Source organism: Aeromonas rivipollensis (assembly GCF_010974825.1).
Taxonomy (GTDB): Bacteria; Pseudomonadota; Gammaproteobacteria; order Enterobacterales; family Aeromonadaceae; genus Aeromonas; species Aeromonas rivipollensis.
The window spans coordinates 142,034-155,537 of sequence record NZ_JAAILA010000015.1 but is presented as its reverse complement, the minus strand read 5'-3'; the positions used below and the strand labels follow the sequence as shown (position 1 = coordinate 155,537).

15 protein-coding genes are annotated in these 13,504 nt (G+C 64.2%); all 15 read right to left on the bottom strand.

Annotation, left to right across the window (positions count from 1 at the left end; all coding sequences use genetic code 11):
- Positions 1-31: 31 nt before the first annotated feature.
- The 15 genes from galE to G4923_RS11950 all read right to left on the bottom strand — a co-directional run bounded on the left by galE (position 32) and on the right by G4923_RS11950 (position 13,312).
- On the bottom strand, positions 32-1,045 hold the full coding sequence (gene galE / locus G4923_RS12020) for a UDP-glucose 4-epimerase GalE (protein ID WP_163137177.1): 1,014 nt from the start codon (positions 1,043-1,045) through the stop codon (positions 32-34).
- An 84-nt stretch (positions 1,046-1,129) separates the two neighbouring features.
- Positions 1,130-2,149, bottom strand: coding sequence for an FAD-binding oxidoreductase (locus G4923_RS12015; RefSeq protein ID WP_163137176.1), 1,020 nt, complete (start codon positions 2,147-2,149; stop codon positions 1,130-1,132).
- Positions 2,150-2,321: 172 nt separating this feature from the next.
- Positions 2,322-3,971, bottom strand: coding sequence for a hydroxylamine reductase (hcp, locus tag G4923_RS12010; RefSeq protein WP_163137175.1), 1,650 nt, complete (start codon positions 3,969-3,971; stop codon positions 2,322-2,324).
- A 244-nt stretch (positions 3,972-4,215) separates the two neighbouring features.
- The gene (locus G4923_RS12005) at positions 4,216-4,683 is read right to left on the bottom strand and encodes a Dps family protein (protein ID WP_106886029.1); all 468 of its coding nucleotides are present in this window, start codon (positions 4,681-4,683) and stop codon (positions 4,216-4,218) included.
- A 130-nt stretch (positions 4,684-4,813) separates the two neighbouring features.
- Positions 4,814-5,356, bottom strand: a complete 543-nt coding sequence (locus G4923_RS12000) for a DUF3833 domain-containing protein (protein ID WP_163137174.1) — start codon at positions 5,354-5,356, stop codon at positions 4,814-4,816.
- A gap of 14 nt (positions 5,357-5,370) precedes the next feature.
- Entirely contained in the window at positions 5,371-5,913 is a 543-nt protein-coding gene (locus G4923_RS11995; RefSeq protein WP_163137173.1) for a chalcone isomerase family protein, read from the bottom strand.
- Positions 5,870-6,088, bottom strand: coding sequence for a TIGR02450 family Trp-rich protein (locus G4923_RS11990; protein ID WP_025327995.1), 219 nt, complete (start codon positions 6,086-6,088; stop codon positions 5,870-5,872). Before G4923_RS11990 ends, G4923_RS11995 begins: the two co-directional genes overlap by 44 nt.
- Positions 6,085-6,564 (bottom strand): DUF2878 domain-containing protein, encoded by a 480-nt coding sequence (locus tag G4923_RS11985; RefSeq protein ID WP_139745398.1) that lies wholly within the window; start codon positions 6,562-6,564, stop codon positions 6,085-6,087. Before G4923_RS11985 ends, G4923_RS11990 begins: the two co-directional genes overlap by 4 nt.
- Positions 6,565-6,566: 2 nt before the next feature.
- Complete coding sequence (locus G4923_RS11980; RefSeq protein ID WP_163137172.1) at positions 6,567-7,823, bottom strand: SAM-dependent methyltransferase; 1,257 nt, start codon at positions 7,821-7,823, stop codon at positions 6,567-6,569.
- Positions 7,823-8,557, bottom strand: coding sequence for a DUF1365 domain-containing protein (locus G4923_RS11975; protein ID WP_163137202.1), 735 nt, complete (start codon positions 8,555-8,557; stop codon positions 7,823-7,825). The genes G4923_RS11980 and G4923_RS11975 overlap by 1 nt, the downstream gene beginning before the upstream one ends.
- Positions 8,558-8,574: 17 nt before the next feature.
- A complete protein-coding gene (locus G4923_RS11970) occupies positions 8,575-9,834 on the bottom strand; it encodes an NAD(P)/FAD-dependent oxidoreductase (RefSeq protein ID WP_106886024.1) in 1,260 nt (419 codons plus the stop codon).
- Positions 9,831-10,565, bottom strand: a complete 735-nt coding sequence (locus tag G4923_RS11965; RefSeq protein WP_163137171.1) for an SDR family NAD(P)-dependent oxidoreductase — start codon at positions 10,563-10,565, stop codon at positions 9,831-9,833. Before G4923_RS11965 ends, G4923_RS11970 begins: the two co-directional genes overlap by 4 nt.
- The gene (locus G4923_RS11960; RefSeq protein ID WP_106886022.1) at positions 10,562-10,990 is read right to left on the bottom strand and encodes a nuclear transport factor 2 family protein; all 429 of its coding nucleotides are present in this window, start codon (positions 10,988-10,990) and stop codon (positions 10,562-10,564) included. Before G4923_RS11960 ends, G4923_RS11965 begins: the two co-directional genes overlap by 4 nt.
- Before the next feature lies 1 nt (position 10,991).
- Entirely contained in the window at positions 10,992-12,428 is a 1,437-nt protein-coding gene (phrB, locus tag G4923_RS11955) for a deoxyribodipyrimidine photo-lyase (RefSeq protein ID WP_163137170.1), read from the bottom strand.
- Complete coding sequence (locus G4923_RS11950) at positions 12,425-13,312, bottom strand: MerR family transcriptional regulator (RefSeq protein WP_163137169.1); 888 nt, start codon at positions 13,310-13,312, stop codon at positions 12,425-12,427. The genes phrB and G4923_RS11950 overlap by 4 nt, the downstream gene beginning before the upstream one ends.
- Positions 13,313-13,504 lie beyond the last annotated feature (192 nt).

Sequence of the window (13,504 nt, the reverse complement as noted above, 5' to 3'; positions counted from 1 at the left end):
CGGGGCGTTTTGCCATTCAGGCTCCAGTCCCTCAGGCCTGATAGCCGTTGGGGTTGTTGCTTTGCCAGCGCCAGGTGTCCACCATCATCTGCTCGAGCCCGCGCTCCGCCTGCCAGCCCAGCTCGTCCCGGGCCAGAGTAGGCTCGGCCCAGCATTCGGCGATGTCGCCGGGGCGACGGGGCTTGATCTGGTAGGGAATGGGGCGACCACTTGCGGTTTCGAACGCCTTGACCATCTCCAGCACGGAGTAACCCTGACCTGTGCCCAGGTTGTAGGTGAAGACCCCGGTGTCGCTCCCGATGCGGGCCAGCGCCTTGAGGTGACCTATGGCGAGATCCACCACGTGGATGTAGTCGCGCACCCCGGTGCCGTCCGGCGTCGGGTAGTCGTTGCCAAAGACCCCCAGCTCCTTGAGCTTGCCGACACCGACCTGGCTGATGTAAGGCAGCAGATTGTTGGGAATGCCGTTGGGATCTTCGCCGATGAGGCCGCTCTCGTGGGCACCGACCGGGTTGAAGTAGCGCAGCAGCACTATGGCCCAGCGGGGATCGGATTGGGAGAGATCCCGCAGTATCTCCTCCACCATCAGCTTGGAGCGGCCGTAGGGGTTGGTGGCGCTGGTGGGGAAATCCTCCCGCAGGGGCACAGAGGCGGGATCGCCATAGACGGTGGCCGAGGAGCTGAACACCAGGCGGAACACGCCGGCCTTGGCCATCTCCTCGCACAGCACCAGGGTGCCGGTCACGTTGTTCTGGTAGTAGGTGAGCGGGATCTGGCTGGACTCCCCCACCGCCTTGAGGCCGGCGAAGTGGATCACAGACTCGATCTTGTGGGCGGCGAACAGCCGTTGCAGGCAGTCCCTGTCCAGGATGTCGCCCTCGACGAAGGTGACCGCCTTGCCGGTGATCCGCTCGACCCGCCTGAGGGATTCGGGGGAGGAGTTGGAGAGATTGTCCAGTACCACCACCTGCTGGCCGGCGCCCAGCAGCTCAACCAAGGTGTGGGAGCCGATATAACCGGCACCACCCGTGACCAGAATTGTCATTTTTTATCCCGTGCTTTGAGGAAACTGGAGCTGAGTCTACCCGCCCTGCCCGCGCGGGAAAAGCTCGGGATACCTATGACGCCCTCAGTAGTCGAGGCCGACATCCCCCCTGGCGGTGCAGGAGCAGGCCAGTGCGACGCCGCTCTCCAGATCCTGCGGGCTGAGAGTCACCACGCTCTGGCGCTCGATCTCGCCGGTCGTGGTGCAGCGGCAGGCCCCGCACACCCCGGCGCGGCAGGCGGCCATCATGGTCTCCCCCGCTCCCTCCAGCGCGGCCAGCAGGGTCTGACCCGGCAGTATCTTCACCTTCTTGCCGCTCTTTTTGAGGGTCAGCCAGAAATGGTCACCCCCGGCGGCAACTGGCGCTGCCTCAGGCAGACCGAACGACTCCTGATGCAGCTGCGCCGCCGGTAGCCCCAGCTCTGCCAGCATGGTGCTCACCGCCGCCATATAGGGGGCGGGCCCGCACAGGTAGACGTGGCGGCCGAGCAAGTCCGGCGCCAGTTCCTTCAGCATGGAGGGTGTGAGACGCCCCACCCAGGGATGAGCCGCCGGGGCCTCTTCCAGCACTCTCTCCGGCACTCTCTCCACTACTAGGGCATGGCGCAGCCCGGCATGAGCCTCGGCCAGCGCGGCCAATTCATCCGCGAAGATCACGTCCTGGGGCGAGCGGGCGCTGTGGATAAAGCGGATATCCGCATCGGGCCGTTTGGCCAGCTCGTCGCGCAGCATGGCCCACATGGGGGTGATGCCGGAGCCGGCGCTCAGCAGCAGCGGCCGCTCGCAAGGCAACGCGGTCAGATTGAAGTCGCCGAAGGGGCCGTCGGCCCGGATCTCGTCCCCCACCTGCAGGCTCTGGTGCAGATGGTGGGAGACAAGTCCCACGTCCTTGATGGTGACCTGCCAGCAGTCATCCTGCGGGCTGGAGGAGAGGGTGTAGGCGCGGCACAGGGGCTGGCCGTCTATCTCTGTGTGCAGGGTCATGCACTGGCCGGCCAGCACGGGGGGCAGCGTGCCCTCGGTGGCGACAAACTGCCAGCTGGTCACGTCGTGGGTATCCGCACGACGGCCAATGCAGCGCAGGGAAAGAGAGGTGGAGGTCATCGCAAGGCTCCTCTTTTATAAAAGGCATCTCAGTGAAAAAAGGCGAGCCGGGGGCTCGCCAAAGGCTTACAACATGGTGGGCCGCGCCCGGATCAGGCCGCCAGTATCTCGGCCAGATCCGCTTCGGCCGTAGTGGTTCCCTTGAGACCGGACTATGTCTCCAGCACCTTGATCAGGCCGCCAGTATCTCGGCCAGATCTGCTTCGGCCGTGGTGGTTCCCTTGAGACCGAACTGCTCCTCCAGCACCTTGAGCAGGGCCGGGGTGAGGAAGGCCGGGGCGGTCGGGCCGGTGCGAATGTCTTTCACCCCGAGTGCCAGCAGGGTGAGCAAAATGACGATGGCTTTTTGCTCGAACCAGGAGAGCACCAGGGTCAGCGGCAGATCGTTGACGCCGCACTCGAACGCCTCGGAGAGCGCCAGGGCGAGCTGGATGGCGGAGTAGGCGTCGTTGCACTGACCCACGTCCAGCAGACGGGGAATGCCGCCGATGTCGCCGAAATCGAGCTTGTTGAACTTGTACTTGCCGCAGCCCAGGGTGAGCAGCAGGCTGTCTTGGGGGGCGGCCTTGGCAAACTCGGTAAAGTAGGCGCGCTCGGCCTTGTCGCCGTCACAACCGCCCACCAGGAAGAAGTGGCTGATCTCGCCGGCCTTGACCTTGTCGATCACCGCGGGGGCGGCCTGCATCAGGGCGTTGCGGGCAAAGCCTATGGTGATGAAGTGCTCGAGCTCGGTGTGCTTGAAACCTTCCAGCGCCAGTGCCTTGGCCACCACGGCGGAGAAGTCCTCCCCTTCCAGATGGGTCACGCCCGGCCAGCCGACGATGGAGCGGGTGAAGATGCGATCGCTGTAGTCGCCCACGCTGGGATCTATGATGCAGTTGGAGGTCATCACCACGGCGCCGGGGAAGTTGGCAAACTCCTTCTGCTGGTTCTGCCAGGCGGAACCGTAGTTGCCCACCAGATGGGGGTACTGCTTGAAGAAGGGATAGGCCAGCGCCGGCAGCATCTCGCCGTGGGTGTAGACATTGATGCCGGTGCCCATGGTCTGCTCCAGGATCAGCTTGAGATCCACCATGTCGTGGCCTGAGACCAGGATGCACTTGCCCGGCACCGGGGTGACGCGAACCTGGGTCGGTTCCGGGTGGCCGAAGGCGCTGGTCTCGCCCAGATCCAGCATCTCCATGATTTTGAAGTTGAGCAGGCCGATCTCCATGGCACATTTGAACAGGGGATCCAGCTCGCTCGGATCGGTGCTGAGCCAGCTCATGATGCGATGGAATTCGGCCGCCACGGCGCTGTCTTGCTGACCCAGCACCCGGGCGTGCTCCATGTAGGCGGCGGCGCCCTTGAGGCCATAGAGGCAGAGCAGACGCAGCCCCATGATGTCTTCGTGCACCTCGCTCTTGCCGCGGTTGACCGCGGTCTGGGGCGCATGGGCCAGCTGTTCCAGCAGCTCAGCACCCGGCTCGAAGCCGGCGGCCTCGGGCAAACCGGTAACCTGCACCGCCAGCGCGGCCAGACGGCCGGCCAGTTGCTGACGATGAGCCAGCGCCTGGTTCACATAGCCGACGATGCGGGCGGAGTCGAAGTTGACGTTGGTGAGGGTGGCGAAGAAGGCCTTGGGCACGAAGGCATCGATCTCGTTGTCGATGACGCCGTGCTCGCGGGCGGCCAGCGCCCAGGCGCTGAGGCCCTGCAGCGCATAGATCAGCACATCCTGCAGATCCGAGGTCTCGGCCGTCTTGCCGCACATGCCCTGTGCGTAAGCGCAGCCGTTGCCTGCGGGGGTACGAATTGTCTGTTCACATTGCACACAAAACATCATGCCTCTCCTAATTGGACATTTCAGTTACTTGTTTTGTGGCGATTCTATTCCCCTCGCGAAAAACTTAATAGGCATTCAATTTGCCAATTAAGCTTTCATTGATGCAGATCAAAAACAAAAAAGCCGCCCAGACAGGGCGGCAAGCGGGTGGATAACATCAAAGACAATTCAGGATTGCAGCAACAAGGGATAAGGGAGCGGTCGGGCCGGCGCCACTCGTGGCATCCGGCCCTGCATGTCATCAGTCCAGGTAGGCCCGCAACATCCAGACCAGCTTTTCCTGCTGCTGCACATAGTCGGAAAGGATGGAGGCGGTGCCCTCGTCACCGGCTTCGGCAGCCTGCGCCAGGATGCGGCGCTGGGCTACCAGCAACTCGCGGAAGCTCTCCAGCAGGGATTCGACACAGGCGCGGCCGTCGTGCAACCCCTTCTGCTCCGGGATGGCGGAGACCTTGATGTAGTCGCTGAAGCTGTGCAGGGGCACCCCATCCAGGGTGAGGATGCGCTCGGCCAGGGCATCGACTTTCAGCAGCAGATCGTTGTAGATCTCTTCGAATTTCAGGTGCAGCTCGAAGAACTGGTTGCCGCGGATGTTCCAGTGGAAACCACGGACGTTCATGTAGAGGATCTGGTAGCTGGCCAGCAAGTTGTTCAGCTCGGCGGCCAGGGCTTGTGATTGAACGGTATCAAGACCAATGGGGCTCTTCATCATTCACCTCCAGGTGGTAAACATTATTGGGAACTGAGTCAGCATATCCCCGCACAGACTCAAAGGACAATTGCTTATACCTTGCCCATTGATAGCGACTGGCTATCGTCAGCGGGAAAAATACCAGCTTTCATCGCTCAATCCGCTCTATATAGAGGATCACCTCCCCCAGATGAATGCCGAACTTGCTGATCTCGGCGCGATTGATCAGGCGATCTTGATCCAGCAGATACATCCAGTCATCGAAGCTCACCCGCACCACCTCCCCGTCCGGCAGGGCCAGATCGAGTTGATAGCGCCAGTTCAGGGCAAAGCCTGCCGTCTTGCCCACCGCTTCCCCCACCACGTCCGAGGCGGTGCCACGCCAGTGCCCATCCGCCCCCTTGCTCAAAAACCAGGTGCGGGTCTGCTTTCGACCATCATCGAAATAGAACTGCTCGAACAGCTCCCCCTTACCCTCTCGCCAGCGCCCCTGCATCTCGACCCGAAAGCGACTGGTCACTTCGCCGCTACGGTCTATCACCAGGCCATGGGCCACCAGCTTGCCATTGAAGAAATGGGCGAGATCCCAGTTCGGGCCCTGCCCTCTGTAGTCATCGAGGCTGGTGCCACAACCAGCCAGCAGCAGAAGTGGCCACAGCAGCAACATGCGCCATGTGCGGTAGAGAGGCATGAGGGACTCCAGTGTCAGGGTTGGCCGCGCAGGCGGCGGGTAAGGGCGGGATCGCGACTGTTGTCGGCGAGCCAGATGGCCAGAAAGGCAGCGGAAAACTGCGGATCGGCAAGGGAACCCAGGGGCTTGTCCTGCCACCAGAAGTGACCTGCTCCCGCGCTGTCCACATAGAAGGTGAGTCTGTCCCCCGCCCCGACATCGGGCCAGAGGGCGGCGAGCCGGCCGAGCCAGCGCTGGCGATCCGTCTCGCTGCCGAGCCCGAGTCGCTGCCATTCGGCGGCGGTGGCGCTCAGCAGATCTTCCCGTTCTATGGCTCTGGCATAGGTCAGGGTGAGGGCCTGCGGATAGCGGCCAAGCTCGTAGCGGCCGCTCTCGCTGTAGAGGGTGGCGTCATAGAGCTTGAACCAGAGCCAATTCATCTCCCCCTGCCCGACCGGGCGCAGCTGTTGCCAGGGGGCGGCAGAGCCCTGCACGGCAGTGGCCACAAGCAGCGTCAGCGCCGCCAGCAAGGTGCTAGTTCCACCCCATGTGCCAATGGGCGGGATCTTCCAGTTCATGCCAGTCCATCTCCTGTTCCTGCAGGGTATTGATATCCTGCATCACCACGCTCGCCAGTTGACCTCGCGCATCCCGCTGGCACGCCACCACCAGGTAGAAGCGGTCGGCCAGCTCGTACTGGCTCTCCTTGGTCCATTTGGAAAACAACAAGGCGTCGGTCGAAAAGGTGTTCATCTCGGCTCACCCTCCAGCGTCACCGTTACCCACAGCAGTACGGGTAACCACCACATCCAGATCACCGCCAGCAGCGCCGTGCTGATCCAGATGCCCCAGGGTAAGTGTACGGCCCCCATGGCAGCCCCCGCCACATAGGAGCTGGCGCCCCCCACCATGCCAAAGAGCGCCTGCTGCCAGCGGGGCAAGGGCCTAAGCCAGCGCAGACCGTGGGAGAGGGTCAGGGCAAAACCGCACCAGAGCAGCAACAGCCAGAGGGGGAAGCCGGACGGAAACTGGAACAGACCGAGCCCCCAGAGCAGGATGTCGAGCAGACAACCTGCCAGGGCAACGGGAATGAGCCGCCAGTCTTGCCGGCGACGAGGAGAGAAGAGGAAGTGGAGCAACAACATCAGCAGCAGCGGGCCTGGTTGCTGCCATTTCACCGCCAGCAACCAGTAGAGGTTGAACCCCAGCAGGTGGGCCCACTGCCACATGGTCAGTGACTGCTCACTGGCAGATCACCGGACCAGCCGAGCGGGCCCGGCTTGGCCGCCTCCAGCTGCACCAGGCTGATGGCCCGCTCCCAGAAGCCCCCCTCGCAGTAGGCGAAATAGAAGTGCCACAGCCGGATGAAGTCCTGGCTGTAGCCGAGCCTTGGCAACTCCGGGGCCAGCGCCAGAAAGCGCTCGCACCAGTGGGCCAGGGTGCGGGCGTAGTGGTGGCCGTGATCGTGCAGCCGCACCAGCTGCATGTCGGTCTCCCGGGCGAGCAGCCCCGCCATCTGGGAGACGCTCGGCAGACAGCCGCCGGGGAAGATGTAGCGCTGGATGAAGTCGACACCGCGCACATACTGGGCGTGGCGCTGATCGGCTATGGTGATGGCCTGAATGAGCAGGCGGCCGCCGGGTCTGAGCAGGCGCGACAGCTGGCGGAAGTAGTCCGGCAGGAAGGCGTGCCCCACCGCCTCTATCATCTCGATGGAGACCAGCTTGTCGAAGCTCCCCTCCAGCTTGCGATAATCCTCCAGCAGCAGGGTGATGCGATCCTCCAGCCCCTCCCGGGCAATCCACTCTTTTGCGTAGTCATGCTGGGCCTGGGAGATGGTGGTGGTGGTCACCCGGCAGCCGTAGTGGCGGGCGGCATAGACAGCCAGGCCACCCCAGCCGGTGCCTATCTCCAGCAGGTGATCCTCAGGTCCCAGCTCGAGCCGCTCGCAGATGGTGCGCAGCTTGGCCTGCTGCCCCTGCTCCAGGGTGGCCTCGGCGCTCGGGTAGATGGCGCTCGAATACTGCATGTGGCTGTCGAGAAAACCCTGATAGAGGGTATTGCCGAGATCATAGTGAGCGGCGATGTTGGAGCGCGAGCCGGTCAGGGTATTGCGATTGAGCCAGTGGCGCACCTTGTTGAAGGGGAAGCTGAGCCAGCCGAGGCGCCGCTCCAGGGTGTCGAGCAGGGTCAGGTTGCGGGCCAGCAGCCGCACCAGGGCCACCGGATCCGGGCTGGTCCAGAGTCCCTCCACCCAGGTCTCACCGGCGGCAATGCTGCCCCCCAGCAACAGGCGGCGATAGAAGGCCGGATCCTGCACTATCACCTCGGCATGGAGATCTGTGCCCGCCACCCCGAAGCTGTGGCGCTCGTTGCCGTCCCGCAGCAGCAGTTGCCCCTGTTCGAGGCGTCCCAGCAGACTGAGCAGCAGTTGCCTGGCCCCCTTGTCGATGAAGGAGGCAGAGAGGGTTGATTGAGCAAGTTCCATTAGCGGCTCTCCGGATGGGTGAATATAGGTGTTCGTTTGATAAAAAGACGCAGGGCCTGCCAGTAGATACCGAGCAGCACCTTGAGGGTCATCCAGGGCCAGCGGGCCAGCAGGGCCGCCAGCCCCTGGCGCGACAGCGGCTCGCGGCGCAGCGCCAGGGTGGCGTCGAACAGCTTGGCCTCGCCTGATCTGGGATGACTCTCGATATGGATCAGCGTCTCCTGCGCCGGCGCCCGGATGCGCCAGTGGTAGCGCATGGCCAGCCCCATGAAGGGGGAGACGTGAAAGTCCTTGTCATGGGGCGCCAGGGCCGCCAGATCCAGCAGGTAGTAGTGGCGCTCGTTCCAGGGGGTGTTCGACACCTCCGCCAGCAGATAGCGCGCCTCCCCCTGCCGGTAGCAGAAGTAGAAGTTGACCGGGCTGAAGTAGAAGCCCAGGCAGCGCACGTTGCCGAGCAGCAGCACCCGACCGCCCGGCTCGGCACTGCCGCCAAGGGCGGTCACCTTGTCCCACACCGCCTGCTTGAGGGGCCCTTCGCTGCCACTCAGATAGTCGCTTCGACGAAAGGAGAGCAGCCCCACCCGCTCCACACCAAACCAGCGCCCCTGGCTGAGCCCAGGCAGTTCGTCCAGATCCAGCCCCAGCATGAAGAGGCCGTAAGAGAAGGCGTGGCTACGCGGCGCGAAGCGACGGTGGCGCACCGAGCCCTGCCAGATGGCGCTGATGGTGTCCATGGTGTCGCCGGCGGCCTTCACAGGCTGGCTCCGAAGCGACTGGCCACGTCCAGGGCGCTGCGCACCCCGTCCTCGTGAAAGCCGTTGTACCAGTAAGCGCCGCAGAAATGGGTGTGCTGCCGGCCGCAGATCTCGGCCCGCCGCTGCTGGGCGGCGATGGAGGCCTGATTGAAGACCGGATGATGATAGACGAAGCGGCGCAGCACCTTGCTCTCGTCCACCCGGCCCTTGGGATTGAGGCTGACGCAGAAGGGTTGCGGCGAGCTTATCCCCTGCAGGATGTTCATGTTGTAGCTCACCAGGGGGCGCGCCTCGTCGTCATCCCCAAGCAGATAGTTCCAGCTGGCCCAGGCCTTTGGCCGCGCAGGCAGGCAGCTCACATCGGTGTGCAACCAGACGTCGTTGGCCTGATAGGCCATGTCCCCGAGAATGGCCTGCTCCCCTTCGCTCGCATCCGTCAGCAGGGCCAGTGCCTGATCGCTGTGACAGGCGAGGATCACCTCGTCAAACTGCTCCTCCCCGTAGCCGCTTAGGACCTGTACCCCCTCGGCCGTGCGCCTTATCCCCTGCACCGGGCAGGCCAGCCGGATCCGCGGCAGCCAGCCTGCGGTGAGCGGGCCTATGTATTCCCGCGAGCCTCCCGGAATGACGTACCACTGGGGGCGGTTGGCCACATCGAGCAGGCCGTGGTTGGCAAAGAAACGCAGGAAGAAGCCCAGCGGAAAGGCGCGCATGTCCGCCAGGGTGGAGGACCAGATGGCCGCCCCCATGGGCAGTATGTAGTGACGGGCGAAGTAGTCGCTGAACTCCCCCAGTTGCAGGAAATCCCCCAGGGTAGGTTCGCTGCCACCGCCGTGGCGCCCAAGCTCCGCCAGCCAGGCGCGGGCCTCCCGGTTGAAGCGCAGTATCTCCGCGACGAAGCGGTAAAAGCGCGGGCTCAACAGGTTGCTGCGCTGGGCAAACAGGGTATCCAGGTTGTGGCCGTTGTACTCCAGCCCCTGGGGGCTCTTGACCGAGAAGCTCATTTCGGTGGGCTGACGCGCCACCCCGATCCGCTCCAGCAATTTCAGGAAATTCGGGTAGGTGCGATCGTTGAAGACGATAAAGCCGGTGTCGATGGCATAGCTGCGACCGGCCAGGCTGACATCCACTGTGGCGGTATGACCGCCGAGCAGGGGGGCCGCCTCGAACAAGGTGATGTCGTGCAGCTTGTGGAGCAGAAAACCTGCGCTGAGACCCGAGATCCCGGAACCTATGATGGCAATCTTTTTCTTCATGAAGGGGATCCTTTCGAGATGAGAGTGCGCCCCAGCCGCAGCCAGAGCCCGGTCGGCAATGCCCCCAGCAGGCGCAGCAGCCAGATGAAGCGACGGGGGAAGTGGATCTGGTGACGACCGGCGGCCAGCCCGCCCATGATGGCGCGGGAAGCCTCCTCCACCGTCACCAGACAGGGCATGGGAAAATCATTCTTCGCGGTGAGTGGCGTCTGCACGAAGCCCGGGCGGATCAGGGTTACCCCTATGCCCAGAGCCGCGAGATCCAGACGCAGGGTGGCGGCCAGATAGTCGAGGGCGGCCTTGGAGGCGCCATAGGCCTCGGCCCTTGGCAGGGGTAGCCAACTGACAGAGGAACTGACGATGGCGAGCCGTGACCCGGACGCCAACCGCGGCAGGAAGGCGGCCAGGGTGTGACCGGTGGCGACCAGGTTGGTCTCTATCACCCGGGCAAACAGCGCGCTATCAAATCCCTCGGCTACATCCATGTACTCGCAGTTGCCGGCGTTGAGGATCAGCAGATCCAGCGTGGGCAGGCCGGCGGCAACCTCTGCCATGGCGGCGCTGTCCCGTGCATCGAACTGCAGTGGGGTGATCCCCTCATGCGCCAATGCCTGCAACCGCTCGCCGTCGCGGCCACAGCCCCACACCTGCCAGCCAGCGCGCAGATAATCGAGTGCCAGCTGGCGACCTATGCCGGAGGTGGCCCCGGTGATCAGCACACGTCCGCTCATGCTCCCAGCCTCCCCTTGATGGCGCGCACCACGGGCCCGAGCAGCGGCAACTGCTCGTAGAGCATGGCGCCGAGATCGAAGTAGTCCCGGTGCAGGCAGACCTTGCCCCAGGCATCGAACTGCAGCCGGGTAGCCCCTTCCACCCGCACGGGTCGCCCGCCAGCGATCCTGGGATGGGCGAAGATCATGACCCAGCTGAGCCAGGCCTCATTGCCCTGCTGCTGCCGGCTGGTGATCTCGAAACGGCACTCCTTGAGCCGCCCGTAGAGGGAGGAGAAATAGCGGGTAAGCGCGGCCAGCCCCTCGATGCGGTGGGCCGGATCGATAAACACCACCTGATCGGCATAGATCTCCGGCAGGCGGTGCAACTGATGCTTGTCCAGTTGCAGATAGAGGACGATGAAATGGGCCAGCGCGTCGTTCATGTTATTTCTTCTCCAGGTCACGGAACATCTCGATGGCCCTCACCCGTGCAACGGCATGATCCACCATGGGCGCCGGGTAACACTGCCGCCCCTTGAGCCGCAACCAGTCGTGGGGCTGGTGCACATAGGTGGCAGGCAGATCGGCAAGCTCAGATACCCAGGTACGGATAAAGTCCCCTTGTGGATCAAATCGTTGCCCCTGAGTCGTGGGGTTGAACACCCGAAAATAGGGGGCCGCATCGGCGCCTGTGCCCGCCGCCCACTGCCAGCCGCCATTGTTGGCCGCCAGATCCCCGTCAATCAGCCGGCTCATGAAGTAATCCTCCCCGAGCCGCCAGTGGATATGCAGATCCTTGGTGAGGAAGCTCGCCACTATCATCCTCAGCCGGTTGTGCATCCAGCCGGTGGCGTTGAGGCAGCGCATGGCGGCGTCGACTATGGGGTAACCGGTACGCCCCTCGCACCAGGCGGCGAAGGCATCCGGATCCCAGCTCCAGGGCAGGGCCGCCGTCTCGGGCTTGAAGGGCCGGTTCATGGAGAGGCTTGGCACCAGCACCAGCAGGTGGCGATAGAACTCGCGCCAGATGAGCTCGTTCAGCCAGACGAAACCGGGCTGCGCCTTGGACTGGGGCCGGCCGCCGAGCCGCTGCTGCAAGGCCGCCACACACTGACGGGGGCTTATGATGCCCGCCGCCAGATAGGGAGAGAGAACGGAAGTGCCCGCCATAGCCGGAAAATCCCGGGTCTCGCCGTAGTCCAGCACCCCCTGATCCAGGAAGGCGTGCAGCCGCCGCAGGGCCTCGGCCTCCCCCACGGGCCAACGGGGATCCGGGGTCGTCTCCCCAAGCGCCTCATCGACAAAGCCCCGCTCGGCCAGCGGCTGCCAGGGCAACGGCTGGCCACGGGGCGCAGGGGCGCGGTGGATGACAAAACCATCCTCATCAAGGGCCTTGAGCCAGGCGCGACTGAAGGGGGTGAAGACCTTGAACATCTCCCTGGAACCGGTCAGCACCCGCCCCGGTGGCAGCACGCAACAGCCGTTGAACCAGTGGCAACTCACCTCCTGCTCTGCCAGCGCTGCGGTGACGGCACCATCCCGGCGCTGTTCGTCAAGCTCGATGGCCTGATTGGCGTAGAGCCGGGTGACGCCGAGCTCGCGGCAGAGGCTCGCAAGCGCGGCAGGCACCTCGGCAAAGGTCTCGACCCGCAGCAGATGAAGCTCTATGCCGAGGGCCGCCAGTTCGATGCCCAACGCATCCACCTGGGCCAGGATGAAGCGCTGACGTATGGGGGCCATCTTGTGCTGGCGCCACTGGGTCGGCGAGATGACAAAGAGGGCTGCTACCGGTTCCTCATCGGCGCCGGCATTGCCGCAGCAAGAGCGCAGCGCCGGGTTGTCGGCCAGGCGCAAGTCATTGCGAAACCAGACCAGCCTCATGATTTCTTGCTCCCGCGCCCGCTCAAGCCGCGCGCGGCAGGCTTGTCCGCCATCACCTCGGCCAGGGTCGCCCGCCAGCCGTGGGCGGCCAGCCACTCAGCGTCATAGAGTCGCCCCAGCTCGCCAAAGAGCCGGGTACCGGCAGGCCAGTCGGCGGCCAGCGCTGGCTTGCCAAGCCCGGCCCCCAGCAGCACCCGCCAGGGGGTGGCGGCCCGCCCCTCCAGCAGGGCGACGTGGCGCGGCTCCACCGCCCCCAGCAGTTGCACCTCATAGCCCTGACCTATCAGCTCGTAGGCCGCCCAGACCAGATCGAGCGAGCCAACCTGGCCCCAGCTCGCCAGGGTGACCGGCACGCCCTTCTCCTGCTCGATGAGGTGGCGGGCGAAGCGGGTGTGAAGCCAGCCCAGCCACACCTGTTGCAGCAGTTCGCCGTCCGGTCGCTCGCGCCACAGGCCCAGCAACCGCTCCACCAGCGGCTGCAGCACCCGGCTGCGCACCAGCTCGAAGGGGTAGCTCGCCAGCAGATCGTTAAGCTCAGCTTCTACCTTGCGCTGGTTGAAGGCGAGCAGGGCCTGACTGAACTGATCCAGGGTCTGTTGCCAGTGATCGCTCACCGGCTGGGACTGGGGCTCGCTCAGCAGCCCCTTGACCTGGCCTATGCTCACTCCCCGCTCCAGCCAGCTCAGGATCTCGCCTATCTGGCGGATATCCTGCTCGCTGTAGAGGCGGTGCCCCTTGTCGGTGCGAGCCGGTTGCACCAGCCCGTAGCGGCGCTGCCAGGCACGCAGGGTGACGGCATTGACCCCGGTGAGGCGGGAGACCTCGCGGATGGGGTAGATCCCCTCGTCAGGCAGAGGAGCAACTTCTTGCGGTAAATCAGACATGACAACGTCCATCAAACAGAGGTGTGAAGCACCCCGACGCAGGGCCTGCGCCGGGGCAACAAGCGAATTCAAAGCCCGTAACGCAGCTTGAGCGTATCGGGATGGGGTCTGGGTAGACCTGATCTGGCCATTCTCAAAGCCCGTAACGCAGCTTGAGCGTATCGGGATGGGGTTTGGGTAGACCTGAACCCA

What these genes read in the sequence shown, in the direction of transcription:
- G4923_RS11985 (WP_139745398.1), bottom strand. Translation starts at nt 6,564, where the DNA reads ATGTGGCAGTGGGCCCACCTGCTGGGGTTCAACCTCTACTGGTTGCTG.
- G4923_RS11970 (WP_106886024.1), bottom strand. Translation starts at nt 9,834, where the DNA reads ATGAAGAAAAAGATTGCCATCATAGGTTCCGGGATCTCGGGTCTCAGC.
- G4923_RS11965 (WP_163137171.1), bottom strand. Translation starts at nt 10,565, where the DNA reads ATGAGCGGACGTGTGCTGATCACCGGGGCCACCTCCGGCATAGGTCGC.
- G4923_RS11995 (WP_163137173.1), bottom strand. Translation starts at nt 5,913, where the DNA reads ATGAACTGGAAGATCCCGCCCATTGGCACATGGGGTGGAACTAGCACC.
- hcp (WP_163137175.1), bottom strand. Translation starts at nt 3,971, where the DNA reads ATGTTTTGTGTGCAATGTGAACAGACAATTCGTACCCCCGCAGGCAAC.
- G4923_RS12005 (WP_106886029.1), bottom strand. Translation starts at nt 4,683, where the DNA reads ATGAAGAGCCCCATTGGTCTTGATACCGTTCAATCACAAGCCCTGGCC.
- G4923_RS11975 (WP_163137202.1), bottom strand. Translation starts at nt 8,557, where the DNA reads ATGGACACCATCAGCGCCATCTGGCAGGGCTCGGTGCGCCACCGTCGC.
- G4923_RS11960 (WP_106886022.1), bottom strand. Translation starts at nt 10,990, where the DNA reads ATGAACGACGCGCTGGCCCATTTCATCGTCCTCTATCTGCAACTGGAC.
- G4923_RS11980 (WP_163137172.1), bottom strand. Translation starts at nt 7,823, where the DNA reads ATGGAACTTGCTCAATCAACCCTCTCTGCCTCCTTCATCGACAAGGGG.
- G4923_RS12015 (WP_163137176.1), bottom strand. Translation starts at nt 2,149, where the DNA reads ATGACCTCCACCTCTCTTTCCCTGCGCTGCATTGGCCGTCGTGCGGAT.
- galE (WP_163137177.1), bottom strand. Translation starts at nt 1,045, where the DNA reads ATGACAATTCTGGTCACGGGTGGTGCCGGTTATATCGGCTCCCACACC.
- G4923_RS11950 (WP_163137169.1), bottom strand. Translation starts at nt 13,312, where the DNA reads ATGTCTGATTTACCGCAAGAAGTTGCTCCTCTGCCTGACGAGGGGATC.
- G4923_RS12000 (WP_163137174.1), bottom strand. Translation starts at nt 5,356, where the DNA reads ATGCCTCTCTACCGCACATGGCGCATGTTGCTGCTGTGGCCACTTCTG.
- G4923_RS11990 (WP_025327995.1), bottom strand. Translation starts at nt 6,088, where the DNA reads ATGAACACCTTTTCGACCGACGCCTTGTTGTTTTCCAAATGGACCAAG.
- phrB (WP_163137170.1), bottom strand. Translation starts at nt 12,428, where the DNA reads ATGAGGCTGGTCTGGTTTCGCAATGACTTGCGCCTGGCCGACAACCCG.